This is a genomic window from Microbacterium sufflavum, assembly GCF_023091155.1.
In the GTDB taxonomy this organism is placed as follows: Bacteria; Actinomycetota; Actinomycetes; order Actinomycetales; family Microbacteriaceae; genus Microbacterium; species Microbacterium sufflavum.
Window position 1 is genome coordinate 2,135,143 of sequence record NZ_JAHWXK010000001.1, and the last position, 23,942, is coordinate 2,159,084.

The 23,942-nt window shown below is 72.3% G+C and carries 22 protein-coding genes; 9 read left to right on the plus strand and 13 right to left on the minus strand.

The window, feature by feature from the left end:
* Positions 1 to 42: 42 nt before the first annotated feature.
* From KZC56_RS10375 to KZC56_RS10390, 4 genes are all read right to left on the minus strand, one after another.
* Positions 43 to 1,212 (minus strand): ABC transporter substrate-binding protein, encoded by a 1,170-nt coding sequence (locus KZC56_RS10375; protein WP_136034190.1) that lies wholly within the window; start codon positions 1,210 to 1,212, stop codon positions 43 to 45.
* Positions 1,213 to 1,262: 50 nt separating this feature from the next.
* Complete coding sequence (locus KZC56_RS10380) at positions 1,263 to 1,652, minus strand: nuclear transport factor 2 family protein (RefSeq protein WP_136034188.1); 390 nt, start codon at positions 1,650 to 1,652, stop codon at positions 1,263 to 1,265.
* Positions 1,653 to 1,667: 15 nt separating this feature from the next.
* A complete protein-coding gene (locus KZC56_RS10385; RefSeq protein ID WP_136044488.1) occupies positions 1,668 to 2,456 on the minus strand; it encodes a MoaF C-terminal domain-containing protein in 789 nt (262 codons plus the stop codon).
* Between the two features lie 465 nt (positions 2,457 to 2,921).
* Positions 2,922 to 3,878 carry an AraC-like ligand-binding domain-containing protein gene (locus tag KZC56_RS10390; protein ID WP_136034184.1) on the minus strand — a complete coding sequence of 319 codons (957 nt, stop codon included), beginning with the start codon at positions 3,876 to 3,878 and terminating at the stop codon, positions 2,922 to 2,924.
* Between the two features lie 103 nt (positions 3,879 to 3,981).
* Between KZC56_RS10390 and KZC56_RS10395 the strand changes: the two genes are divergently transcribed.
* Positions 3,982 to 5,079 (plus strand): DUF998 domain-containing protein, encoded by a 1,098-nt coding sequence (locus KZC56_RS10395; RefSeq protein WP_206251579.1) that lies wholly within the window; start codon positions 3,982 to 3,984, stop codon positions 5,077 to 5,079.
* A 15-nt stretch (positions 5,080 to 5,094) separates the two neighbouring features.
* On the opposite strand, the gene KZC56_RS10400 is transcribed toward KZC56_RS10395, so the two are convergent.
* The gene (locus KZC56_RS10400; RefSeq protein ID WP_136034182.1) at positions 5,095 to 5,952 is read right to left on the minus strand and encodes a MurR/RpiR family transcriptional regulator; all 858 of its coding nucleotides are present in this window, start codon (positions 5,950 to 5,952) and stop codon (positions 5,095 to 5,097) included.
* A gap of 135 nt (positions 5,953 to 6,087) precedes the next feature.
* Between KZC56_RS10400 and KZC56_RS10405 the strand changes: the two genes are divergently transcribed.
* Together KZC56_RS10405 and murQ are read left to right on the plus strand one after the other, a co-directional pair.
* Positions 6,088 to 6,981, plus strand: coding sequence for an N-acetylglucosamine kinase (locus tag KZC56_RS10405; RefSeq protein ID WP_247638505.1), 894 nt, complete (start codon positions 6,088 to 6,090; stop codon positions 6,979 to 6,981).
* Positions 6,971 to 7,906: an N-acetylmuramic acid 6-phosphate etherase gene (gene murQ, locus KZC56_RS10410; protein WP_136029015.1), complete on the plus strand. Its 936-nt coding sequence runs from the start codon at positions 6,971 to 6,973 to the stop codon at positions 7,904 to 7,906. The genes KZC56_RS10405 and murQ overlap by 11 nt, the downstream gene beginning before the upstream one ends.
* A gap of 38 nt (positions 7,907 to 7,944) precedes the next feature.
* On the opposite strand, the gene KZC56_RS10415 is transcribed toward murQ, so the two are convergent.
* Positions 7,945 to 9,933, minus strand: coding sequence for a primary-amine oxidase (locus KZC56_RS10415; protein ID WP_247638506.1), 1,989 nt, complete (start codon positions 9,931 to 9,933; stop codon positions 7,945 to 7,947).
* A gap of 94 nt (positions 9,934 to 10,027) precedes the next feature.
* Entirely contained in the window at positions 10,028 to 10,612 is a 585-nt protein-coding gene (locus KZC56_RS10420) for a TetR/AcrR family transcriptional regulator (protein WP_136029017.1), read from the minus strand.
* A gap of 65 nt (positions 10,613 to 10,677) precedes the next feature.
* On the opposite strand from KZC56_RS10420, the gene KZC56_RS10425 reads away from it, so the two are divergent.
* Positions 10,678 to 11,217 (plus strand): hypothetical protein, encoded by a 540-nt coding sequence (locus KZC56_RS10425; RefSeq protein WP_247638507.1) that lies wholly within the window; start codon positions 10,678 to 10,680, stop codon positions 11,215 to 11,217.
* A gap of 40 nt (positions 11,218 to 11,257) precedes the next feature.
* Here KZC56_RS10425 and KZC56_RS10430 read toward each other — a convergent pair whose 3' ends face one another.
* From KZC56_RS10430 to KZC56_RS10455, 6 genes are all read right to left on the minus strand, one after another.
* Entirely contained in the window at positions 11,258 to 12,469 is a 1,212-nt protein-coding gene (locus tag KZC56_RS10430) for a multidrug effflux MFS transporter (protein WP_247638508.1), read from the minus strand.
* The gene (locus KZC56_RS10435) at positions 12,466 to 13,449 is read right to left on the minus strand and encodes an alpha/beta hydrolase (RefSeq protein ID WP_136029021.1); all 984 of its coding nucleotides are present in this window, start codon (positions 13,447 to 13,449) and stop codon (positions 12,466 to 12,468) included. Before KZC56_RS10435 ends, KZC56_RS10430 begins: the two co-directional genes overlap by 4 nt.
* Positions 13,446 to 14,444, minus strand: coding sequence for an alpha/beta hydrolase (locus KZC56_RS10440; RefSeq protein ID WP_247638509.1), 999 nt, complete (start codon positions 14,442 to 14,444; stop codon positions 13,446 to 13,448). The genes KZC56_RS10435 and KZC56_RS10440 overlap by 4 nt, the downstream gene beginning before the upstream one ends.
* A gap of 97 nt (positions 14,445 to 14,541) precedes the next feature.
* Entirely contained in the window at positions 14,542 to 15,501 is a 960-nt protein-coding gene (locus tag KZC56_RS10445) for an aldo/keto reductase (RefSeq protein WP_247638510.1), read from the minus strand.
* Positions 15,502 to 15,509: 8 nt separating this feature from the next.
* Positions 15,510 to 16,625, minus strand: coding sequence for a zinc-binding dehydrogenase (locus tag KZC56_RS10450; RefSeq protein ID WP_247638511.1), 1,116 nt, complete (start codon positions 16,623 to 16,625; stop codon positions 15,510 to 15,512).
* A 94-nt stretch (positions 16,626 to 16,719) separates the two neighbouring features.
* Positions 16,720 to 17,454 (minus strand): SDR family NAD(P)-dependent oxidoreductase, encoded by a 735-nt coding sequence (locus KZC56_RS10455; protein ID WP_247638512.1) that lies wholly within the window; start codon positions 17,452 to 17,454, stop codon positions 16,720 to 16,722.
* A gap of 123 nt (positions 17,455 to 17,577) precedes the next feature.
* On the opposite strand from KZC56_RS10455, the gene KZC56_RS10460 reads away from it, so the two are divergent.
* From KZC56_RS10460 to KZC56_RS10480, 5 genes are all read left to right on the plus strand, one after another.
* The gene (locus tag KZC56_RS10460; RefSeq protein ID WP_247638513.1) at positions 17,578 to 18,540 is read left to right on the plus strand and encodes an aldo/keto reductase; all 963 of its coding nucleotides are present in this window, start codon (positions 17,578 to 17,580) and stop codon (positions 18,538 to 18,540) included.
* A gap of 211 nt (positions 18,541 to 18,751) precedes the next feature.
* The gene (locus KZC56_RS10465) at positions 18,752 to 20,281 is read left to right on the plus strand and encodes an ABC transporter substrate-binding protein (RefSeq protein ID WP_206251570.1); all 1,530 of its coding nucleotides are present in this window, start codon (positions 18,752 to 18,754) and stop codon (positions 20,279 to 20,281) included.
* Between the two features lie 79 nt (positions 20,282 to 20,360).
* Entirely contained in the window at positions 20,361 to 21,302 is a 942-nt protein-coding gene (locus tag KZC56_RS10470) for an ABC transporter permease (RefSeq protein ID WP_247638514.1), read from the plus strand.
* Complete coding sequence (locus tag KZC56_RS10475) at positions 21,299 to 23,086, plus strand: dipeptide/oligopeptide/nickel ABC transporter permease/ATP-binding protein (protein ID WP_136029035.1); 1,788 nt, start codon at positions 21,299 to 21,301, stop codon at positions 23,084 to 23,086. The genes KZC56_RS10470 and KZC56_RS10475 overlap by 4 nt, the downstream gene beginning before the upstream one ends.
* Positions 23,083 to 23,940: an ATP-binding cassette domain-containing protein gene (locus KZC56_RS10480; RefSeq protein ID WP_247638515.1), complete on the plus strand. Its 858-nt coding sequence runs from the start codon at positions 23,083 to 23,085 to the stop codon at positions 23,938 to 23,940. The genes KZC56_RS10475 and KZC56_RS10480 overlap by 4 nt, the downstream gene beginning before the upstream one ends.
* Positions 23,941 to 23,942 lie beyond the last annotated feature (2 nt).

Consider the following 23,942-nt stretch of genomic DNA (forward strand, 5'->3'; position numbering starts at 1 on the left):
GCTCGGCGACCGGGCGGGTCGCCGAGCCCGTCGACGCGGGGACTACTCGCCGATGCGCAGCCAGTCGTCCGCGACCTTCTCCCAGGCGTTGGTGCCGGACTTCAGGATGATCGGCCAGCCCGCGGTGTTCTGCGTGCCGAAGGCGTAGGGCGTGCCCACCATCGGGTTCTCGATCGGCTCCATGCTCTTCAGAGCCTCCGAGACGCTCTCGCGGGTGATGTCGCCGTCGATGCTCTTGAGCACCTCGATGAAGTACGTCGCCGCGAGGTAGCCGCCCTGGCTGAACGAGGTGAGCGGGATGTCGTTGGCCTCCATCAGCTTCCGCCAGTCGGCGTTGATCTCGTTGTCGTCGGTGAACGGGTAGAACTCCGCGGGGACGTAGATGCCCGCACCGGCGTCGTCGATCGCGTCGGCGAAGTTCTCGCTGTACACGCTGGTGAGGTACAGCCAGGTCACGTCGTCCCAGCCCTGCGCGTTCGCGGCCTTGACCTGCCCGATCGCGTCGGGCTCGACCGGGTTGATCGCGAGGGCCTTGCAGCCCTGGTCGCGCGCCTTGACGATGTAGGGCGTGTAGTCGGACGCGCCGTACGGCACGGTGTCGTCGATGTACTTCGGCTCCTTGCCGGTGATCTCGGTCCACTTGTCGATGGCCGCCTGATACGTGGGGCGGGTGGATCCGGCGATCTCCAGCAGGATGCAGATGTCGTCCAGACCGAGCACCTCGGAGCCGTACTGCAGCGTGAGGGTCATGTCGTTGAACGGCCCGACGTTGGCGGGCGAGATGTTGTCGCTGTCGAAGCAGCCGGTGTCGACGCCGATGCCCGGCAGAGACAGGATGCCCTCCTGCTCGTAGTACTTGGCGTTGATCTCGCACTCGATCAGGCTCGCGGAGCCGACCAGCGCGACGGCTCCGTCGCTGCCGACGATCTCGCGCGCCGAGGCGGTTGCCGTGGCCGGGTCGCCCTTGTCGTCGAGCATCTTGTAGTCGATCTTCCGGCCGTCGAGCCCGCCGTCGTCGTTGAACGCGTCGAAGACGGCCGCGGCCGCCTGCGAGGCCTCGGGGAACGTCGCCGGGCCGCTGATGGTGTTCACGGATCCGACGACGATGGGGGCGCCGTCGCCCCCGCCTGCGCCGTCCCCGCCGGCGCAGCCGGCGAGAGCGAGGGCGGCCACGGCGAGGACTGCCGCGGTGCCGGTTGCTCGTCTGTTCATGTGCTTCCTGCCTCTCGTGTTCGGTGGTGCTGTGTCGCGTTCGTGGGTGGTCAGTCGCGCAGCGCGCGGTTCACGAGCTCGGTGTCGGTGAACTGCTCGAAGGCGACGATCTCGCCGCCCGCCACCCGCCAGACGTGGGCGACGCGGGCGGCGAAGAAGCGCCCGGTGCGCTTGTAGGTGCCGGAGTAGGTGCCGATCCCCACCACGACGTCGCCGCCGTCGACCACCTCGTCGATCGCGACGGTGTAGTCGTCCCACTCCTCCTGGATGCGGCCGAACACGTTCTCGGCCACCGCCTCCGGGCCGATGTAGGTGCCGGCGTAGGGGAAGCCGGCGGCCTCCGTCCACTCGATGTCGGCGGCGAACGGGGCCAGCATGCCGTCGAGGTCGCCGCGGTCGTTGGCGGCGTAGTGCTCGCGCACCAGGTCTGCATCGCTCATCGGGGTCTCCTCGGGTCAGACGGGCTGCACGTCGGGGTAGGCGACGGCGCCCAGCGGGTAGATGTGGCCGCCGGCGCGGGAGTGCTCCGACTCGCCGTCGCCGTTGAGGCCCAGGAAGATGCCCGTGGTCATCAGCTGATAGCCGAGGTCGTGCAGCCACACGCTCGCGACCGCGATGCGGAACTCGCGGAAGCAGAACAGGTACAGGCCGTCGGCGAACTTCCACACGGTCGACAGGTCCATGTCGCCGTGGCCGCGCTGCACACCCTCCAGGCACTGCCAGGCGTAGCGCTGGCTCGACACGTACACGTGCTCGTACAGGTGGTGCGGGCTGTAGCGGTAGACGTTGCGCTTGCCGATCAGGTCGCGGCTGGGGCCCGGCACCTCACCCGTCGCCTCGCCGCCGTCGATCGTCGCGGCCCAGAAGTCCTGCCCGACCTGGGGCGTGCCCTCCACGGCCTCCGCGGCGATGCGGGAGCGGACGACGGTCGCGCGACGGGTCGAGGTGCAGAACACGATCGTGAGGGCTTCGCGCTCGCGGCTGGTGAGCGGCAGGTTGACGAACACGACGTCGTCGCGCACGCGGACCGCGTCGTACGGGTCGCGGCCCGAGGCGCCGAGGCCGTCCCAGTGCGCCGACTCCTCGTCGAAGCGGAGCGCGAGGCTGCCGCCGTCGTCGAGGGTGAGCGTGAACGCGGTGCCGGCGAGTCCGGTGTTCGGCAGCCGGTACGTGTCGATGCCGGCGGCGAACTCGTCGTAGGTGCGCCACTCGTCCAGCGCGGGGTCGGCGGTGATGTCGGTCATGGGGGTCCTGACGTCGCACGCGGCGGGGCCTCCTCGCCCCGGGCACCGCGTCATCGCGGTGCGCTTGCCTCATGCTCGATCCGGGCCCGGCAGCCGCTCAAGCGCGCGCTCCCCATCGCGCGCCGAGAGTCAACCGGCGTGCCCTCCCGGGCAAGTCCGGTGCGGTGCGTCCCGGGGTGCGCGGTGCGAGGTGCGGGGTGGGAGGTGCGCGGTGGGCCGGGTGTGCGGGGTGGAAAAGGGGCCGGGGGTGGGGGCGGGAGGCGCGTTTGTGATCCCGGATGCGGCGGGTGCGGGGCGTCCGCGGGGCCCGGGGTGGGGAACGGGCCGGGGGTGGGGGCGGGAGGCGCGTTTGTGATCCCGGATGCGGCGGGTGCGGGGCGTCCGCGGGGCCCGGGGTGGGAAACGGGCCGGGGGTGGGGGTGGGAGGCGCGTATGTGATCCCGCACCGCGGGCCAGCGGACGGGGTCAGTGGGCGGTGCGGTACTCGCTGGGGGAGATGCCGTAGGCGGTCTTGAACGCGCGGCTGAAGTGCGCGGCGTCGACGAAGCCCCAGCGGGCGGCGATCGCGGCGACAGGGCGATCGGCGAGCATCGGGTCGAGCAGATCGCGGCGGCACTGCTCCAGGCGGCGCGTGCGGATCCAGGTGGAGACCGTGACCCCCTGCTCCTGGAACAGCCCGTGCAGGTGCCGCGTCGAGATGAAGTGCGCGGCGGCGATGGTCGCCGGGCCCAGATCGGTCGAGGCGAGGTTCCGGTCGATGTGCGAGCGGATGCGCTGCATGAGGGCCCGGTGCGGATCGGCCGAGGCCTGATCGAGCCCGAGCTCGCGCGTGAAGACGGTCGTGACCAGGTCGAGCGCGCTGTGCGCGAGGCGGGCGCCGGTCGTGCCGGCGAGCTGGTCGAGGTTGCCCGCGAGCTGCGTGAGGTACGGCACGACCATGCCGCCCAGCCCCTCCTGCCCCGAGATGCGCACGGCCGTGAGCTGCCCGATCATGTCGGCGGGGAGGCTGATGAGGTGCTTCGGGAACATCACCACCATGGTGCGGAAGTCCTGGTCGAACACGAGCGAGTACGGGCGGTCGGTGTCGTACACGGCCAGGTCGCCGGCCTGCAGCACGGCCTCCCGGTCGTCCTGGATGAGCAGCCCGGTGCCGGCGAGCATGAGGCTCACCTTGAAGTACGAGCGGTCACCGCGGGCGATCAGCTCCGACGTGCGCTCGACCACGTGGGAGGTGGCACGGATGTCGTTCACGTGCACCTCGTCGACCGAGGCGCCGCGGATCACGCCGCGGAACTGGTCGGCACCCGCGGTGGTGACCTGGAGGGGGACGAAGGACTCCGAGACGGCGGCGCGGAAGTCGCTGATGTTGCGCGCGACCAGAGTCGACACCGATTCGGCGGGGGCGGCGAGTGCACCGTTCATGACTGATCACCTCGGGCTGGTGGAACGACGACGTTGTATACGATCCGTTCCGCGATGGTATCACCGGGACCGCGCGAAGGGGATGCCTTCTAGGATGTGGACCGTGAGTGACGGGGCGATGAGGATGCTCGCGGATCGAGTCCTGCGGGTGCTGCGCCAGGTGCGCGGACCGGGCACACCGGAAGCGGTGTACGAGGCGACGGCCCTCATCGTGGGCGCGGCGTTCCTGGTGCTCGGATTCGTCGTGGCGCTGCCGGTGTTCTGGGGCCATCAGCTGTCGATCAGCGGCACCGGGTCGATCGGCGTGTTCGCGGCGTACGGAGGCGCGGCCACCGCGGCGCTCGCGTTCGCTCTGGGGCGCCTGGCGGTGCGGCCAGAGCAGCCCGACCCCACCGCCGTGCGCGACGGCTTCAGCGTGCCGGGCGACCGGCTGCGCTGGTACGACCTGCTCGCGATCGCCTTCGCCCACGCCGCGATCGCCTACCTGGGCTGGCTGGGCATCGCGGAACTGCTGGAGCGCAGCTTCGTGGATGCCCCGGTGTTCCCGTTCCCCGGCGCGATCCTGATGGCGGTGGCCTTCGCGCTGACCGCGTACGTGTCGTTCCTCAGCGCGGTGGCCCTCACGCCGATGGTGCTGTCGCTCGTGCTGGCGGTGTTCCTCGTGGTCGGGGCGTTCGCGAGCATGCTGGCGTCGAGCGACGTGCACTGGTGGCGCGACAACCTGTCGGCGCTCGGGATGAGCAGCAACAGCGCCTCGGTCGCGTTCAACGCGACGCTGGTGATCGCGGGGGTGATGGTCACGACGATCGCGCGGTATGCCACGGCCGGGCTGCCCGCCGACGATCAGGCCGAGCGGCGCGGACGCCTCGTGGTGCGCGGCGGCCTGATCCTGATGGGCATCTTCCTCGCGTGCGTCGGGCTCTTCCCGGTGGACGAGTTCTTCCTGCTGCACAACACGGTCGCGACGGGCATGGCCGTGGTGTTCGCCGTGGTCGTGGTCGGGCTGCCGTGGTTCCTGCCCGCCATCCCGCGGGTGTTCGTCGGGCTCGGCTGGGCGTACGTGCTGGTGATCGTGCTGCTCGGCGCGTTCTTCGCGGTGGGGTATTACAACCTCACGGCCGTGGAGCTGATCGCGGCGGTGCTGATCTTCAGCTGGATCATCGTGTTCCTGCGCACGGCGGGCTCGATCGGACGCGGCTGAGGTGCGACGGCGCGATCAGTCGCGCAGGGCGTGCGTGGCCTGGCGGGTGCGGCGCAGGGCGTCGACGGTCTCGGCGTAGCGCCGCTTGGCCACGCCGATGAACAGGCAGTCGACCAGGGTGAGCTGCGCGATGCGGCTGACCATGGCTCCGGCGCGGAAGGCCGACTCCCGCACCTCGGTGAACAGCGCGTGATCGGCGGCGTGCGCGAGCGGGGAGTCCTTGGCCGAGGTGACGGCGACGGTCGCGGCGCCGTTCGCGCGCGCCGTCTCCAGGAACCGCACGGTCTCGATCGTCGACCCCGCGTGCGAGAAGCCGATCGCGACGGTGGGGGCCGCGTGCAGCACGGTTGCCGCGACGGCCTCGTGCGGGTCGGCGAGCACGTGCGCGTTGCGGCCGACGCGCAGCAGCTTGTGCGCGAGGTCCTCCGCCACGAACTGGCTCGCGCCGATGCCGTACAGCAGGATGCGGTCGGCGCCGTCGATCGCGTCGATGGCGGCCTCGAGCACGTCGAAGTCGAGCTGGGCGACGGTCTCCTCGATGGCCAGGAGCTCGAGCGCCGCGAGCTTCGACACCGCCTCCTGCAGCGTGTCCTCGTCGGAGATCTCCGAGCCGAAGGCGCCGCGGGCCGAGAACTGCGCGGCCTCTTTGCCGAGCTCGGTCGCGAGGGCCATGCGCAGCGGGGCGTAGCCGCTGAAGCCGATGGCGCGGCAGAACCGCACGACGGAGGCGACCGAGGTCTGGCACTCCTCGGCGAGCTCGTTGATGGTCTTGTCGATCACGATCGAGGGGTTCTCGCGGACCACGGTCGCGATGCGGGCGAGCGAGGGCGGCAGCGTCGATGCGGCCGCTTCGATCGTCGACTGGATGCTCAATCGGTCCTCCGGGGATGTGGGATTCTCAAGTATGTCGTGACGGGGGTCGTGACAAGAATGGTAAATTCTTTTCAGTGAGTCTACTTCGCATGTAGTCTCTTTTCGTTACTTCCACCGCGTCCCCGAGGAGAGCCGATGAGCGCCCCGCCGACCGCCACCGTCGATCTCGGCAAGTCCCGCTGCCGCGTCGTCGTGCACGCGGAACCGCGCGTGGAGCGCTCGGGCCTCGGCGCCCCGGGTCTGGCGTCCGCCGGCGGCGTGACCGCGGCCCTCGATGCCATCCTCCCGCTGCTCGACGGGCTCCCGCGGCTCGATGCGATCGGCGTCGGAGCGGCCGGCGCGTGGTTCGCGCCGGACGCGGCCGTCGAGCTCGCCGGTCTGCTCGCGGCGCGCACCGGGGCCCGCGTCGCGGTCGCCTCCGACGTCGTGACCGCCCACGCCGGAGCACTCGACGGGGGAGCGGGCGTGCTGCTCATCGCGGGCACCGGCGCCGCGGCCCTCGGCATCGATGCGGACGGCGCGCGGCTGATCGACGGCTGGGGCCCGGAGCTCGGCGACCTCGGCAGCGGCTCCTGGCTCGGGCGCGAGGCGCTGCGGGCCGTGCTCCGCGCCGCCGACGGCCTGGCCGGCCCCACCGCTCTCACCGCCGCGGTCGCGGGACCCGTCGGGGCCCCGTCCGACGTGCAGGCCTGGCTCGCGGGCGACGGCGCGCTCGCCCGGCGCCTGGCGACCCTCGCCCCGCTCGTGCTCGACGCCGCCGAAGCCGGAGACGCCGTCGCCGCCGCGATCGCGACCGAGGCCGTGCGCCTTCTCACCACCAGCGCGGTCGCCGCCTCCGCCGTCACGACCGACGTGGCCGTGCACGGCGGGCTCGCCGATCACGCCTGGTTCCGCGACACCCTGAGCTCCTCCCTGCGTGCGGCCGGCCGTCGTGTCGTCCCGGCGCGGGGCGATGCCCTGGCCGGCGCGCTGCTGCTGACCCGCCGCGTCGACCTCCCTCACGAAAGGTTCGTGCACCGTGCCGAATGACGACTCCCGCCTCGCCGCCCTCCTCTCCGTCCTGGAGACGCTCGACACCGAGGCGTCGACGACCGAGCGCGGCGACCTCGACCTGCTTGAGACGACCGAGCTCGTGCGCCGCATGAACGCCGAGGACCGCCGGGTGCCCGAGGCCGTCGCCGAGCGGACGGCCGAGATCGCCGCCGCGGTCGACGGCATCACGGAGCGGTTCCGCCGCGGGGGACGCCTGATCTACATCGGCGCGGGGACGGCCGGGCGCATCGGCGTGCTCGACGCCAGCGAATGCCCGCCCACCTTCGGCACCGACCCCTCCATGGTGGTCGGCCTGATCGCGGGCGGCGAGACCGCGATCCGCTCCGCCGTCGAGAACGCCGAGGACGACGAGGAGGCCGCCGGAGACTCGCTGCGCGCGCTCGACCTCACCGAGCGCGACACGGTGGTCGGCATCTCCGCGTCCGGTCGCACGCCGTACGTCGTCGGTGGGCTCGAGTACGCCCGCAGCGTCGGCGCGCTGACCGTGGCGATCGCGTCGAACGCGAACTCGGCGATCGGCGCGGTGGCCGACATCCCGATCGAGGTCGTGACCGGGCCCGAGTTCATCTCCGGCTCCACGCGCCTGAAGTCGGGCACGGCGCAGAAGCTCGTGGTCAACATGCTCACCACGCTCTCCATGATCAAGCTCGGCAAGACGTACCGCGGCGTCATGGTCGACCTGCTCGCCACCAACGAGAAGCTGCACGCGCGGTCGATCCGCACCGTGTCGCAGCTGTCGGGGGTCGGCGTCGACGAGGCCGCCTCGGCACTGCAGCAGGCGCAGGGCTCGGTCAAGCTCGCCCTGCTCATGCTCGCCACGGCTGCTCCCGCCGAGACCGCCGCGACCGCGCTCGCCGGTGCCGACGGCATCCTCCGCGACGCGATCTCCGCCCTCGCCTGACCCCGCCCGCGACGGATGCGGGCGGAGGACGCGGCTCGTCAGTGGCCGCAGGTGCAGTCCGCCCCGCCGCCGCAGCACGACGAGGCCGCGGCGCCGCCGTGGGCCTGCGACGACTCGGGCACGTCCATCGCCGGGTTCTGGTCGAGGAAGCCGTAGGGCTTGAACCAGAAGCCCGCATAGTCGACGGGCATGATCGGCCAGTCCTCCGGGCGGGGGAAGTGCGTGAGGCCGAACGTGTGCCACAGCACCAGATCTTCGCCGTCGATGCGACGGTCGCCCGCGCTGTACTCGGGGAGGCCGGAGCCGCCCTGGTGCGCGTTGGGGTAGCGGCCGGCCGGCCAGATCTGCCCGTGCTCGTAGCGCGTCGCCCACAGGTGCTTGGTCGCGAACGTCGCCCGCGCCGCCACCGACGAGGCGGGGTCGGCCATCAGCAGTGCGGTCGGCTCCGGCACCAGGTGATAGGCGGTGGGGCGGCCGACGTGGTTCGTGCGCGAGGCGCTCTGCACCTCCCACACCCGGGCGACCGAGGTGTCGGCCTCGCGCTGTGCGGCGTGCTCGGTCTCCAGCACCGTCTCCGACCAGGAGAACGCGTTGCCGAAGGGGTTCTCCGGTCCCATCGGCACCCGCTGCGCGTCGACCTCGACGAGCCGGTTGTCGGAGCCGTCGATCGCCACGTCGAGCCGGGCGCAGAAGAGGTGCTGGTGCACGGGGGCGAACACCCCTGGCGCGAGCTCGGTGGCGTGCTTCTGCCGCACGCCCGGCTCCCCGGCGCCCGCGAACACGATGCCCGTGGCCTTGGCGACCACCTCGATCGAGCCGTCCAGTCCGAAGTTCCAGTAGAAGCCGTAGTCGTAGTTGCCGATCGTGGAGAAGTACGACACCACGAAGCGCCGGGAGCGCCGCACGTCGGATCGGCCCGCGAGATCGGTGTGCTTCCACAGGATCCCGAAGTCCTCCTCGTGCATGCAGATCACGTTCGGGATGCGCACCGGGTGGCCGTGGTCGTCGGCGACGTAGCCGTCGAGGTAGCGGATCACGCCGAGGCAGTCGCACCCCAGTTCCAGGTGGTTGGCGTTCTTGCCGAGCAGGTACTCGCCCGCGTCGAAGTAGCTGATCCAGAATCGCCCGGGGGCCGTGTCGCCGTAGGGCACCACCATCTCGGGCACGCTCGCGCGGTGCAGCACGGAGCGCCCCTGGAACGAGACATCGTGCAGCACGAGGCCCTCGCGGGCGTTGAAGCCGACACGCATCGACCAGCCCTCCCACTCGACGAGCGAGCCGGACACGTGGAAGCTCGTGCCCTGCGGCTGGGTGATCTCGATGGGCATGAGCGTCGTGCGCGCCTCGCCCTGCACCTCGGGGTAGTAGTTGCCGTGACCGCCGGGCACCGGCACATCCCCCTCGTCCTCCACGCGGATCACGCTGTTCGCGGTGAGGTCGATGTGCACGATCAGACCCTCGACCGGGTGTGCCCACGGCGAGTCGTTCTCGTCGTACTTGAGGAAGGTGAGCGAGCGGATGACCCGGCGGCCCACCTCGTCGGCGCGACCCGTGTAGCCGGGGGCGAGGGGGGAGCAGAACGCGAGGTCGATGTGCTCCGCGAGGCCCCGCCGCTCCATGGCGGCCCGCCACTCGGGCGACGCCTTCGCGATGGCCTCGGCCCGCTCGTACTCCTCGAACAGGTACTGCGGCTGACCGTACGGCGGGGCGTCGTTGGGCACGCGCTCGCTGCGCACGATCTCCCCGCGCGTGATCGACACGATCACCTCGGTGGCGACGCCCGTGGCGGTGTCGAGCAGCGTCACGTCGGCGCGGCGATCGATGGGGGAGCCGGGGCTCCACGCCGCGAGCTCCTCCTTGGCGGCCTCGTCGGGCAGCAGCATCGGCACGCGGGTGGTCTCGGTCATCAGTCCGGCCGCCTCGAGCACCGCGCGGGCGGCGGCGATCTCGGCACCGGTGAGCGGGTCGAGCGGGTGCGGAACCGCGATCTTCTCGACGGAGACGGGCTGCGGGGCGTGGTGGGACATCGTCGACCTCACTATTTTCGAGCGAACGCTCAAGAAACGGGATGGCACGATGATAGGCCGCGCGGACGCGCGTGCACAAGCGCCGGCTCGCGGGTCAGGCGCGCCAGGGGGCGAGGATGCCGTCGAGCACCGCCAGGTGGGCCGCGGCTGGCTGCGGCTCGGTCACCTCGACGATCTGCTGGCCGTACGTGATGGAGCGCAGCAGCGCCATGACCGCCGCGGTGGGCGTCTGCGGCCGCAGCTCTCCGTCGTCGACCGCCTCCTGCAGGGCCTCGCGGATGCTGTCCTGCCAGGTCGCGAGGGTCGGGGAGGCCGCGTCGGGCGCGGGGGCGAGCGTGGCCAGGCGCCCCCAGAACCCCACCACGACGTGCGCCTCGGTGCGGGTGCGCTCGTCGACCGGCAGCACCTCGCGCATCAGGGCGTCGAGGCGCGCGAGGCCGCGCAGCCCCGCGGTGGCCTCGGCGATGCGCTGGTCGGTGCGGCGGGTGACCTCGGCGGCGGCCGCGCGGACGACGTCGTCGAACCCGTCGAAGTAGTGCCACAGCGAACCGGTGGCCACCCCGAGCTCCTTCGCGACCGCGCGGGAGGACACGCTCTCGTGGCCGTCGCGGGCGGCGACGGCGAGCAGCGCCTCGGCGATCTGCCGGCGGCGCTCATCGTGGTCGACGATGCGGGGCACGTGCCCATCCTCTCGTAGACGGTCGGGTCTAGCGATATTGAGCGCTCGATCAATATACTGCGACCGTGGAACCCCTCGTCCCCGCAGCACCGTGGCTGATGGCCGCGGCCGCGCTCGTCTCCGCCGTCGCGTGCGTGGCGGCGTGGCGGGCGGTGCCGTGGCAGGGGAGGCAGTCGGCGCTGGTGATGGCCGCCGGGATGCTCGTGCTCGCGATCCCCGGGGTCGACGCCCTGACGCGGCTCGCGCTCGGCGCGGTGCTCCTGGTCTCCGCAATGCTCGGCACCATGGGCGTGCGCGGCACCGCGGCCGCCGCCACCTGCTGTCACCGGGCGCTGGTGTCGCTCGTGATGGCGGTGTGCGCGTTCGACGGATCCGTCGTGGTCTCCTCGGTCGAGCGCGCCGTCACGCCGACCGGCCACGGCGGGCACGGCCTCGGGGGCGTGCTCTCGGCGCTCGTGATGATCGGGGTCGCCGCGGTCGTGCTGTGGACCGTGGCGGCGGCGTGGTTCGTGCCTCCGCTGCACCACGGTCGCACCGGGCGTCTGCTCGCCACGGAGTCGTGGGCGATGGCCGCGGGCGTCGTCGTCATGTGCCTCGGCTTCTGACCGCGGGGCGGGCGGGACCCGGGCGACCCGACCGGGCGGCTCAGGTGCGCGCGGCCGGACGCACGAACGCCCACGCGGCGACCGCCGCGACGGCGGCCGCGAGGGTCATGGTCACGGCCATGGTCATGGCGTTCGTGCCGCCGACGCCCGCCGCGACCGGGGCCAGCACGGGCCCGAACAGGAAGGTGGACATGCCGAGCAGGGCCGATGCGGTGCCCGCGCGCGAACCGTGGTGCGCGAGCGCGAGGGTCTGCCCGTTCGGGCCGCCGACGCCGGAGCACAGCATGAAGCCGACCAGGGCCGCGATCACCCCGGTGACCCCGGTCCCGGCGACGGCCAGCACCAGGAACGTCGCGGTCGCCAGCAGCGTCGCGGTGCTGCCGCCCAGGTACACGCGGAGGGGGCCCCACCGTCGCACCACCAGCCGGCTCGTCTGGCTGCCCACGATGCTCGCGAGCGCCCCGGCCGCGAACGCCAGGCTGAACGCCTGCGGGCTCAGCCCGAACTCGTCCTGCAGCACGAACGACGACATCGACAGGTAGGTGAAGAACGCCACCCCGCCGCCCGCCGAGGCGCACAGCACCGCGGCGAACAGACGGTCGTGCAGCACGGCGCCCGCGTGACCGCCGAGCGTGCGCAGGCCGCCGCCGTGCCGGTCGTCGGGGTGCAGCGTCTCGGGCAGGGCGAACACGACCACGAGCAGCAGCACGACCCCGACCGCCGCGAGCACGCCGAAGATGCCGCGCCAGTCCATGATCCGCGCGAGCTGGCCGCCCACCACCGGGGCGATGATCGGGGCCGTGCCCGAGACCAGGAACAGCAGCGACAGCATGCGCGACAGTTCCACGCCCTCGAACTGATCGCGCGCGACCGCGAGGCAGATGACGATGCCCGCCGATCCGGCGAGACCCTGCAGGAACCGCGCCACCAGCAGCAGCTCGATGCTCGGGGCGACCGCGCACACGGCGGACAGCACCGCGAACGCGGCCACGCCGGCGAGGAGCGGACGCTTCCGACCCAGCCGGTCGCTGAGGGGACCGGCGATGAGCTGCCCGAGACCCAGGCCGATCATGCACGCCGACATCGTGACCTGCGCGAGCGCCTCGGTCGTGCCGAGCGACGCCGCGAGCTGCGGCAGCTGCGGCAGGTACAGGTCCATCGACAGCGGCCCGAACGCCTCCAGCATCCCGAGCACGAGCATCGCCCGGAGCGTGCCCATGCGGGCGGGCTCCGGGCGCGCCGGGATGCTCATCCGCCCGGGCGCAGCACGCGGCGCAGCCAGCTCTCCCGCGCCGCGACCGCCGCCAGCGACACCTCGGCCTCCGGCGAGAACCCGGAGAAGCCGTGGTACCCGCCGGCCCACACGTGCAGCTCGGCCTGACCGCCGGTCGCCCAGATGCGCAGCGCGTAGTCCACGGCCTCGTCGCGGAAGGTCTCGGCAGCCCCGACCTCGATGAACGCGGGGGCGAGTCCGGACAGGTCGGTGGCGCGTGCGGGGGCCGTGTACGGCGAGACCCGGTCGGTGAAGCGGTCGTCTCCGGCGATGGCGTCCCACGCGGTGTCGTTGTTGTTGCGGTCCCAGGCGCCGAAGCCGTCGTACTGCCGGGCGGACGGCGTCTCGTTGCGGTCGTCCAGCATCGGGCAGCCGAGCAGCTGCCCGGCCAGCCGCGGTCCGCCGCGGTCGCGGGAGAGCAGGGCCACCGCGGCGGACAGCCCGCCGCCCGCGCTCTGCCCCGACGCGATGATGCGGTCGGGGTCGATGCCGAGGTCGTCGGCGTGCGCGGCCATCCACTCCAGCGCCGCGTAGCAGTCCTCCGCCTGCGCCGGGCCCGGATGCTCCGGCGCGAGGCGGTACTCCACCGCGACGCCGACGACGCCGTGCCGGTCGGCCAGGTCGATCAGCTCGGCGGTCCCGAAGAAGCGGGTGCCGAGCACCATGCCGCCGCCGTGGATCGACAGGACGGCGGGCGCCGGCCCGGTCGCGGGGGCGGACGGCCGCACGATCGTGACCTCCAGGTCGGGCGCACCGGCGGGGCCGGGGATCACGCGGTCCTCCCACGTCACCGCCCTGCCCTCGGCCTGCACCGCGATGGGCGGGATGATCGTGGCGAAGTGGTCGCGGTTGGCGTGGATGGTGTCGGCGCGCAGCGGGATGCCCTCCACGAGCTGCACGAACGCGTCGAGCCCGGCGACCAGCTCGGGGTCGTACGGCACGGGAGCGGGCGCGGTCATCGGGCGGCCCGCCAGATCCGGCGCAGCCACGACGACCGTGCGGCGAGGGCGGCGCGGGCGATCTCCGCCTCCGGCATGTACATGTCGAAGCCGTGCGCGCCGCCGCCCCACACGTGCAGCTCGGCCTGGCCGCCCGTGGCCCAGATGCCGAGCGCGTAGGCGGTGTCCTCGTCGCGGAAGGTCTCCGCCTCGCCCACCTCGATGTACGCGGGGGGAAGACCGGACAGATCGGTCGCGCGGCTCGGGGCCGCGTAGGCGGGGGCCTCGTCGCTGAACGCGAGGTCGTCGCCGAGCACGCACGACCACGCCAGCAGGTTCATGTCGCGCTGCCACGTGCCGATGCCGTCGTACTGGAAGCTGGCGACCGAGGTGTTGGTGTTGTCGATCATGGGGCACAGCAGCAGCTGCCCCGCCATGACCGGGCCCTTCCGGTCGCGCGCCAGCAGGGCGACCGCGGCCGTGAGCCCGCCCCCGGCGCTGCCGCCGCCGACGACGAGGCGCTCCGGGTCGATGCCGAGCTCGGCGGCGTGCTCGTGCGTCCAGACGAACGCCGCGTAGCAGTCCTCCACACCGGCGGGGTACGGGTCTTCCGGGGCGAGCCGGTACTCCACGTTCACGGCGACCACGCGGTGCTCGGCGACGATGTCGACCACGCGCGCGGTCTCCCACGAGCGGTGGCCGACGATCATGCCGCCGCCGTGGATGTTCACGAACCCGGGCAGCACCTCGGTCGCGGAATCCGCGGGGCGGAACACCGTGATCTCGATGTCGGGTGCGCCTGCGGGGCCGGGGATCACGCGGTCCTCCCACACGATCGGGCGGCCCGCGATCACGGTGTCGTTGTCGGGGAACATCCGGTCGACGCCCTCGCGCGGCAGCGTGTCGCGGGTGAGGGGAGGCTGCGGGTTCTTCGCGATCTCGTCCAGCACGGCCTGCACCTCGGGGTCGAACGGGACGGGCGGGACGGTGGGGTGTCCGGCGGCGGTGGCGGTCATGTCTCTCCTCGGTGGGGCGGGGGCGGCGTGGGGCGGGGGCGGCGTGGGGCGGGGGCGGCGTGGGGCGGGGCAGATGTGTGGGGGTCCGCGGACGGTGTCAGGGGCCTTCGGGGTCGACCACGCCGCGGTCGGCCCAGAAGGGTTCGACCAGGCGGCGCAGCTCGTCGGCGCCGATGCGGTCGACGAGGTCGGCGGCGTCGAGGTTCGCGTGCAGCTGTGCCACGCGGGAGGCGCCGAACAGGGTGGTCGTGAGGGCGGGGTGTGTGAGCGTGAACGCGATGCCGAGCTGGGCCGGGGTCGTGTCGAGCGACTCCGCGAGCGCCGTGAACGCCGGCACGTCGGCGATGATCCGCTCCCGGATGTCGCCGGGGTCGCGGCCGATCTGGCGGTCGCCCTTCACGTTCCCCGCGAGCACGCCGCCCTCCAGGCAGTCGGAGGCCTGCAGCGTGAGGCCCTGCTCCCAGAGCCGCGCGAACGGCTCGCCGTCGGGGATCGAGCGCCGTGCCACGCTGTACTTCAGCTGCGCGATCTGCGGCCAGGGCACGCCCTCCGCCGCGGCGAGGTCGAGCAGGCTCTGGATGGACGACGCCGACCAGTTGTTCACGCCCCACGCGCGGATGAGTCCCGCATCGGCGAGGCGCGCGAGGTCGAGCACGAGGTCGCGCAGGTCGAGGTCGTCGCGGCGCAGGTCGCCCAGGATCACGAGGTCGGCGTGCTCCACGCCCACCCGCATCAGGGCGTTCTCGAGCTGCGGGCGGAAGCCGTCGTCGCCGAAGGCCTCCAGCCACAGCTTCGACGACAGCAGCCACTCGTCGCGGCGCAGACCCGCCGCGCGCACCATGGCCGAGAAGATCACGTCGGTGAACACCGGAGGGGCGCCGGGCGCGGAGTAGACGCCGACGTCGAAGAGGTTCACGCCGCGGTCGGTCGCCTGGCGCAGCAGCTCGACGGCGTCGGCGAAGTCCATGCGGTCGTAGGTGTGCCACGAGCCGAGCGAGAACAGGGAGGCGTGCAGGCCGCTGCGGCCGATCTCGCGGCGGGGGAGAGGGGTGGTCATGGTGCTCCTCAGAGGCTCGGGTCGATGACGGCCTTGACCTCATCGAGGTGGTGCATGTGGGCGATCTTGGCGGAGGCCTCGGCGAGACCGACCGGGGCGCTGAACAGGTCGTCCCAGGGGAAGCGGTCGGCGAACGCGGTGAAGAAGTCGATGGCGCGGGCGTAGTCGGAGATGTCGCCGTTGAGCGAGCCGACGACCGTGAGTTCCTTGCCCATGATCGTGCTGAGGGGGAAGCCGTCGCCCGTGGGGCCGGTGGAGCCGACGATCGCGATGGTGCCGCGCTGCGCCGCCATGCCCACCGCGTCGGGACCCACGCTCGGGGCGCCCGCGAAGTCGAACACGTGGTCGGCGCCGTGGCCGCCCGTGAGCTCCATGACCTGGTCGACGACGGGCCCGTCGCGGAAGTCGACCACGGCGTCGGCGCCGAAGCGGGCGGCGAGCTCCAGCCGGGCGGCGGGGGCGCCGACCGTGATGACCTGCCCGGCGCCCGCGATGGTGGCGACGGCGGTGGCGAAGATGCCGAGCGCGCCCGACCCCTGCACCACGACGCGGGAGCCGGGGCGGATGCGGCCGGCGCGCTCGAACGCGCGCAGCACGGTCTTGGCCGCGCAGCCCGCCATCGACGCCCAGGTGTCCTTCACCGCCGCGGGCAGCAGCAGCTTCGCGGCGCCGGGGGTGACGTAGGCGTACTCCGACAGCCCGGCGGTGGCGTACGGCGGTACGTCGGACCGCTGCAGGAAGCCGTAGCCGCGGCGCGAGCAGGCGACGGGTTCGCGCAGCACGACGCAGCCGTGGCACTCGCCGCACGTGGACTCCGACCAGCCGATGCGGTCGCCGGGGGAGAGCGGGCGGCCGAGGGCGTCGCGCGTGTCGGGTCCGGTGGCCACGATCTCGCCGACCATCTCGTGGCCGAGCACCATCGGGAGCATGCCGGGGAAGGTCATCCGGCCCTCCCAGATCTCGATGTCGGTGCCGCACAGGGTCGTGCAGGCGATGCGCACGAGGGCGGCGCCCGGCTCGATCTCGGTGGGCAGCGGGAGGTCCTGCAGGGTGAGCGGCTCGCCGTGCGCGGTGAGCACGGCGGCGCGGGTCGTAGTCGGGCGGGTCGGGGCGGGGAGGGTCATGCGGTTCTCCTGTCGCGGGACGGGTGGGGGATCGGGAACGCTCCGCGAGGGGCGGGGTGCGGATCCGATCCCGTGACGGATGCGGGCGGACGGATCAGACCAGGAGCTGGCCGCCGTCGACCGGCACCGAGACGCCGGTGATGTGGCCGGCGGCGTCGCTCGCGAGAAACAGCACGAGCGGCGTGACCTGGTCGACCTCGGCGATCGTGCCGAGCGGGATGCGCGACTCCCAGGCCGCGCGGGCGTCGGGGTTCGAGGCGAAGTCGGCGGTGAGCGGGGTGAGCACCGGGCCGGGGGCGACCGCGTTCACGCGCACGCCCGCGGTGGCGAGCTCGATCGCGGCGGTGCGGGTGAGGGCGTCGACCGCGGCCTTGGTGGCCTCGTAGTGCCCGAGGCCCGGGGTGGGCTGTCGGGCGCCGATGGACGAGATGTTGACGATGCTGCCGCGTCCGGCCTCCGCGAGCAGCGCGCCGAACACGCGGAGCATGAGGAACGTGCCGCGCACGTTGACGCGCAGGGCCGCATCGACCGCGTCGACCGGGACCTCCTGCAGCGTGCCGCCGCCCGCGACGACCCCGGCGTTGTTCACGAGCACGTCGAGCCCGCCGGCGGCCGTGATGCGGTCGGCCGCGGCCAGGACGGAGGCCTCGTCGGCGATGTCGAGGGGGAGGGCGGTGGCGCCGATCTCGGCCGCGACCGCGGCGGCGGCGTCGGCGTTCACGTCGCCGAGGAACACCTCGTCGCCCGCGGAGCGGAAGGCGGTGGCGATGCCGCGGCCGAGGCCGGACGCCCCTCCGGTGACCAGGATGCGGCGCGGGGATGCGGTCATGTTCGTCCTCACTGACGGTGCTCTGACGGGATGAGTCCGTTATATTCTACAACCATAGAAAAACACAACCCCGGTTGCTGAGCGAGGAGCGCAGCGACGAGACGAAGCACGCGAAGGAGCGTCATGCCCGAATCGACCCACCCCCGCCGTCCGCTGCAGACGGGCGGTGCCCCGGTGCCGCCCCTCGCCCTCGGCTCCTGGAACACGTGGGACCGCATGGCGCCGGAGGAGGCGGTCGCGCTGATCCGCCGCGCGGTCGAGCTCGACGCCGGGTTCTTCGACGTCGCGTACTACAACATGGGCCCGCACGCCGAGAACTCGACGACCGACATCCTGTTCGGGCAGGCGCTGCGGGCGAGCGGTGTCGACCGCGACGACATCGTGCTGTGCGGCAAGCTGTGGCTGTGGGACTGGCCGAACCAGGGGTTCCGCGCGCAGCTCGTCGAGTCGCTCGAGCGGGCGGGGCTCGACCGGTTCGACACGCTCGTGGTGGGCGACTACCTCGATGCGCCCGACCTCCCGCGGCTCGTCGCCGACGTGAACGCCCTGATCGACGAGGGTCTCGTCGGCTCGTGGGGCATCAACAACTGGCGCATCGCCGACACCCGCGCCGCGCTCGCCGAGGCTCGGACGCGCGGGCTGGCCGGCCCCGCGTTCGCGCAGCTGAAGTACGGCATCGCGCGGCGGTCGATGGCCGAGGGCGACGCGTACGGGCCGCTGTTCGCCGACGGCACCCTCACCCTGCAGGCGTCCGACGTGTTCGAGGGCGGCATCCTCGCCACGGGCCGGACGCCGCAGCGCAAGATCGGCGCCGACGTGGGCGGCATCCGCGAGCGGATCGCGGCCCTGTACCCCGAGGTCGCGCGGGTGGCGGGGGAGTTCGGGGTGACGCCGGCCGCGCTCGGCATCGCCTTCTGCCTCGCGAATCCCGCCACCGCGAACGTGCTGTTCGGCGCCTCACGGCTCGAGCAGCTCGAGCAGAACCACGCCGCGCTCGCGCTCGTCCGCGACCACGGCCCCGAGGTGCGGGCGGCCCTCTCCGACGTCGCCGTGGACCGCGACGTGCGCGCGGACGGGGTGTGGTGACGGGAGTGGCGAGACGGGATGCTGCGCGCAGAGACAAGCCGGGTGCGCCCGGTGGCATGAGCTGTGCTCGTTGCCGCGGGAAACATGCTTGCGCTCTTTTTCCACGCATGTAGACTAACCAGCACGACACATCGAGGTGGCGTCGATCCGGTCTCCCGGTCAGCGGCTCTTCGAACCTTCTTCACCACCCCTGCACCCGAGAGAAGGAACCATGAAACGAATGCCCCTCGCGCTCGCCGCAGCCGTGGCCGCGACCCTCGCGCTCACCAGCTGCAGCGGCGGCGGAACGCCATCGCCCTCCGAGGGCGGCGGCGCCGAAGGCCCCGACGCGCTCAACATCGGCAACTTCCTCGACATCACGTCGTGGGATCCGTCCCTGGCCGACATCGGGTTCGACGGCCCGTATCTCTCCGCGGTCTACGACGCCCTGATCGCCCTCGACGCCGATGGCGACCCGATCCCGTCGCTCGCCACCGAGTGGACCGTGGCCGACGACGACCTGAGCATCGACCTCGACCTCCGCACCGACGCCGTGTTCAGCGACGGCACCCCGGTCGACGTCGACGCCGTGCTCGCGAGCCTCGAGTACCTCAAGGCCGGCGCCCGCTCGGGTGAGGCCTACGTCAACGTCGACAGCTTCGAGAAGGTCGACGACGACACCGTCCGCATCAACCTCACGCAGCGCGACGACACGATCCTCTACTTCATGGGCCTCGGGCGCAGCTACATCGCGTCGCCCGCGTCGATCGAGGCCGGAACGCTCGGCAGCGAGCCGGTCGGCTCCGGTCCCTACGTGCTCGACAGCGCCACCAGCGTCCCCGGCGCGGAGTACCACTTCACCAAGACCGAGGACCACTGGGACGCGAAGACCTACCCCTTCGCCGAGCTCGCGATCTACCCGATCACCGACGCGACCGCCCGGCACAACGCCATGCTCAGCGGCCAGATCAACGTGCAGTACGGCGACGTCGCCAACCTGGAGCAGGCCGAGCAGCAGGGCTGGAACACCGCGCAGCGCGTGTCCGGCTGGGCGGGCCTGGTCATCACCGACCACACGGGGGCCAAGAGCGAGCCCCTCGGCAAGCTCGAGGTGCGCCAGGCGCTGAACTACGCGTTCGACGGTGCCGCGATCCTCGCCGCGGTCGGCAGCGGCGCCGGTGTCGCCACCAACCAGGTCTTCCCCGACGGAGGGCCGATCAACGACCCGTCCCTCAACGACGCCTACGCGGTCAACATGGACAAGGCGAAGGAGCTGCTCGCCGACGCCGGGTACCCAGACGGCTTCGCGATCTCGATGCCCATGTCGCCCATCTTCGAGATGTGGAAGCCCTCGGCGGAGCAGGCGCTCACCGAGCTCGGCATCACCGTCACGTGGGACAACATGCAGATGCCGGACTACCAGCTCAACGCGCCGAACTACCCGATGTTCATCTCGTTCCTCGCGATGGACGGCAACGACGTCGCCACGGTGGCCCGCCAGGTCACGAGCGTCCAGTGGTTCAACCCGGAGCCCGACTACGCCGAGAACGACGTCATCGCGCCGCTCGTCGAGAAGGTGCAGACCGAACGAGGCGACGCCCAGACCGCGGCCGTCAAGGAGCTCAACGAGGCCCTCGTCGACCAGGCGTGGTGGTCGGTCTGGTACCAGGCGAACAACATCTACTACACGGCGCCCGGCATCCAGCTGCAGCCCGTCGTGGGCATGATGTTCCCGACCCTGCGCTACATCACCCAGGGCTGATGCCCGCCGGGGCGGCCACCCGACACCGGCCGCCCCGGCACCCTTCCCCCTCCGACCCTCCTCACCCCGAGAGGCCCCCATGCTCCTGTTCACGGCGAAGCGGGTGCTGTCCGGCATCCTGCTGCTCGTCGCGGTCTCGATCGGCACCTTCTTCCTGGCGCACCTCGCGATCAGCGACCCGACCGCCTCGCTGCTGGGCACCACCGCGAGCCCCGCGCAACAGCAGGCCCTGGCCGCGAAGATCGGCCTCGACCGCCCCCTGATCGTGCAGTTCTGGGACTGGTTCTCGCACGCCGTGCTCCTCGACTTCGGCGAGTCGTGGCGCAACTTCCAGCCCGTCGGCGCCCAGCTCGCGATCAAGGTCCCCGTGACGCTCTCGGTGGTCACCTTCGCGACGCTCATCACGGCCGTGATCGGCATCGCGTTCGGCATGATCACCGGGCTGCGCCCCGGCACCTGGTTCGACCGGATCATCAAGGGCATCTCGGTCGTGCTGTTCGCGCTCCCCGGATTCTGGGTGAGCCTGGTGCTGGTCATGTGGCTCGCCGTGCAGCTGAAGTGGTTCCCCGCGGTCGGCTACGTGCCGCCGACGCAGTCCGTCGAGGGATGGCTGCGCTCGATCACCCTGCCGGCGATCTCCCTCGCGCTCGGCGGCATCGTCGCCGTGTCGGAGCAGCTGCGCAACGCCGTGATCGCGCAGAGCAGGCAGGACTGGGTGCGCACGCTCCGCAGCCGCGGGCTCTCCGCCGCGCGGGTCAACCTGCACATCCTCCGCAACGCCTCGCCCGCCGCGCTCACCGTGATCGCCCTCATGTTCGTGGGACTGCTGTCCGGCGCGATCGTGGTGGAGCAGATCTTCAGCCTCCCCGGCCTCGGCCAGCTCACGAACCAGTCCTCGCAGAACGGCGACATCCCGATGCTCCTGGGCATCACGGTCATCTCCATCGTGTTCGTCGTCGTGATCAACCTCCTGCTCGACCTCGTGCTCGGCTGGATCAACCCGAAGGTGCGCGTCGCATGACCACGACCGACATCCGCGTCGCGTTCGACCGCGCCGCCCAGAAGCGGCGCTCGAGCCTGTTCCGGCGCTTCCTCCGCCACCCCGGCGGCTACCTCCCGCTCGCGATCTTCCTGCTCATCGTGCTGGTCGGCGTCTTCGCGCCGCTGCTGGCGCCCATGGACCCGAACCTCGTCGACCTCGCCGCCGCCAAGGCGCCGCCCTCGCCCGAGCACCTCCTCGGCGGAGACTCCACCGGCCGCGACATCCTCAGCCGCCTCATCTACGGCACCCGGACGACCCTCTGGGGCGCGCTCATCACGATCGTCACGGCCCTCGTGATCGGTGTGCCCACCGGCGTCGCTGCGGGCTACTTCGGCGGCGTGTTCGACCGGGTCGCCACCTGGATCAGCGACGCGCTGCAGTCGATCCCCGGCATGATCATCCTGCTCGTGGTCGCCGCCGGCAGCCGCAACAACTTCGAGCTGCTGATGGCCACGGTCGGCGTGTTCATGGTGCCCGGGTACTTCCGCATCGCCCGGTCGCAGACGCTCGCGGTGCGCGGCGAGCCGTACATCGATGCCGCCCGCGTCTCCGGGCTCTCCGACGGGCGCATCATCTTCCGCCACGTGATCACCGCCGTGTACCCGCCCGTGATCATCCAGACCGCGCTCACCGCCGGCATCGCGATGGGAATGCAGGCGGGACTGCAGTTCCTCGGCATCGGCGACTCGAACGTCCCCAGCTGGGGCGCCATGATGCTCGAGGGCTTCCGCCTGATGCTCACGTACCCGCTGATGCTGCTGTGGCCCTCCGCCGCCCTCGGCCTCACGATCGCGGTGCTCGCGATCATGGGCTCGACCCTCGCGGAGCTCGTGCAGGTGCGCACGCCCCGGGCCCGCCGCCGGAAGGACGCCGCGGTGGTCGCCGCCGCCGACGCCCCCGCCCCGACCGGGGCCGCGCAGCACGAGGCCGCCTCGTCGGCGCTGCGCGTCGAGAACCTGCGCGTCGTGCACGCCACGCCGAACGGCGAGACCGAGGTCGTCCACGGGGTCACCCTCGACGTCGCCCCCGGCGAGGTGGTCGGCATCGTGGGCGAGTCCGGATCGGGCAAGTCGCAGACGGTGTTCTCGGTGCTCGACCTGCTGCCCTCCACCGGCCGCGCGACCGCCGACGCGATCTGGGTGGGCGGCACCGACGTGACCGCGGCGACGCCCGCCCAGCGGCACGCACTGCTCGGGCGCACGATCGGCTACGTGCCGCAGGAGCCCATGAGCAACCTCGACCCCTCGTACACGATCGGGCACCAGCTGGTCGAGCCGCTGCGCCGCGTGCACGGACTCAGCCGCGCGGCCGCGACCGAGCGGGCGCGCGCCGTGCTCGTGCGGGTCGGCCTCACCGACCCCGACCGGGTCATGCGCAGCTACCCGCATCAGGTGTCCGGCGGCATGGCGCAGCGCGTGCTCATCGCGGGCGCGATCGCCGGGCGGCCCTCACTGCTCGTGGCCGATGAGCCCACCACGGCGCTCGACGTGACCGTGCAGGCCGAGGTGCTCGAGCTGCTGCGCGAGCTGCAGGCCGAGTACGGCATGGCGCTGCTGATCGTCACGCACAACTTCGGCGTCGTCGCCGACATCTGCGACCGCGTGATCGTGATGCGCGGCGGCGACATCGTGGAGTCCGGACCGGTCGACGACCTGTTCGCCGCGCCCGCGGAGCCCTACACGCGCGAGCTGATCGCCGCCTCGCTCGACGACGCCGCCGGCCGCGCCGAGCTCGACCGCCACCGTACGGAGGTGCCCGCATGACCGCCGCGACCGACACCGCGACCCGCCCGCTGCTCGAGGTGAGCGACCTGGTGGTGGAGTACGGGCGCGGGCGCACCGCGTTCCGCGCGCTGCACGGGGTCTCGCTCGACATCGCGCCGGGGGAGTGCCTCGGGCTCGTGGGCGAGTCCGGGTCGGGCAAGTCCACGCTCGGCAAGGCCATCCTCGGCCTGGCCCCGGTGGCCGAGGGGAGCATCCGCTTCGACGGCCGCGAGATCAGCCGCCTGGGCGGTCGTGCCCGCCGCGCGCTCGCCGACGACGTGCAGGTCGTGTTCCAGGACCCGTACGGTTCGCTCAACCCCGCCCTCACGATCGGCGACATCCTCACCGAGCCGCTGCTCACGACCGGCCTCGGCGCGAAGGCCGCCGAGGCGAAGGTGCGCGAGATGCTCGACCGGGTGCGGCTGCCCTCGGCCAGCATGGACCGCTACCCGAGCGAGTTCTCCGGCGGTCAGCGGCAGCGCGTCGCGATCGCCCGCGCCCTGGTGCGCGGACCGCGGCTGATCGTGTGCGACGAGCCCGTGAGCGCGCTCGACCTCACCACGCAGGCCACCATCCTCGACCTGTTCATCGAGCTGCAGCGCGACACCGGCGTGGCGTACCTGTTCGTGTCGCACGACCTCGGCGTCGTGCGGCGCGTGTGCCACCGGGTGGCTGTGATGTACCGCGGCGAGCTGGTGGAGGTGGGCGAGGGCGAGCAGGTCACCCGCGCCCCGCGGCACCCCTACTCCGAGCGGCTGCGCCTCGCCTCGCCCGTGGCCGACCCGGTCGCGCAGCGGGAGCGCCGGGCGCAGTGGCTCGCTCTGCGGGAGGTGCCCGATGCGGCGGTACGGTAGCT

Bases quoted from the DNA above. Each gene is read 5' to 3' on its own strand.
- KZC56_RS10440 (WP_247638509.1), bottom strand. From the start codon at position 14,444: ATGACCGCCACCGCCGCCGGACACCCCACCGTCCCGCCCGTCCCGTTC.
- KZC56_RS10390 (WP_136034184.1), bottom strand. From the start codon at position 3,878: ATGAACGGTGCACTCGCCGCCCCCGCCGAATCGGTGTCGACTCTGGTC.
- KZC56_RS10455 (WP_247638512.1), bottom strand. From the start codon at position 17,454: ATGACCGCATCCCCGCGCCGCATCCTGGTCACCGGAGGGGCGTCCGGC.
- KZC56_RS10415 (WP_247638506.1), bottom strand. From the start codon at position 9,933: ATGTCCCACCACGCCCCGCAGCCCGTCTCCGTCGAGAAGATCGCGGTT.
- KZC56_RS10430 (WP_247638508.1), bottom strand. From the start codon at position 12,469: ATGAGCATCCCGGCGCGCCCGGAGCCCGCCCGCATGGGCACGCTCCGG.
- KZC56_RS10480 (WP_247638515.1), top strand. From the start codon at position 23,083: ATGACCGCCGCGACCGACACCGCGACCCGCCCGCTGCTCGAGGTGAGC.
- KZC56_RS10465 (WP_206251570.1), top strand. From the start codon at position 18,752: ATGAAACGAATGCCCCTCGCGCTCGCCGCAGCCGTGGCCGCGACCCTC.
- KZC56_RS10375 (WP_136034190.1), bottom strand. From the start codon at position 1,212: ATGAACAGACGAGCAACCGGCACCGCGGCAGTCCTCGCCGTGGCCGCC.
- KZC56_RS10435 (WP_136029021.1), bottom strand. From the start codon at position 13,449: ATGACCGCGCCCGCTCCCGTGCCGTACGACCCCGAGCTGGTCGCCGGG.
- KZC56_RS10470 (WP_247638514.1), top strand. From the start codon at position 20,361: ATGCTCCTGTTCACGGCGAAGCGGGTGCTGTCCGGCATCCTGCTGCTC.
- KZC56_RS10450 (WP_247638511.1), bottom strand. From the start codon at position 16,625: ATGACCCTCCCCGCCCCGACCCGCCCGACTACGACCCGCGCCGCCGTG.
- KZC56_RS10460 (WP_247638513.1), top strand. From the start codon at position 17,578: ATGCCCGAATCGACCCACCCCCGCCGTCCGCTGCAGACGGGCGGTGCC.
- KZC56_RS10380 (WP_136034188.1), bottom strand. From the start codon at position 1,652: ATGAGCGATGCAGACCTGGTGCGCGAGCACTACGCCGCCAACGACCGC.
- KZC56_RS10405 (WP_247638505.1), top strand. From the start codon at position 6,088: ATGAGCGCCCCGCCGACCGCCACCGTCGATCTCGGCAAGTCCCGCTGC.
- KZC56_RS10385 (WP_136044488.1), bottom strand. From the start codon at position 2,456: ATGACCGACATCACCGCCGACCCCGCGCTGGACGAGTGGCGCACCTAC.
- KZC56_RS10445 (WP_247638510.1), bottom strand. From the start codon at position 15,501: ATGACCACCCCTCTCCCCCGCCGCGAGATCGGCCGCAGCGGCCTGCAC.
- KZC56_RS10475 (WP_136029035.1), top strand. From the start codon at position 21,299: ATGACCACGACCGACATCCGCGTCGCGTTCGACCGCGCCGCCCAGAAG.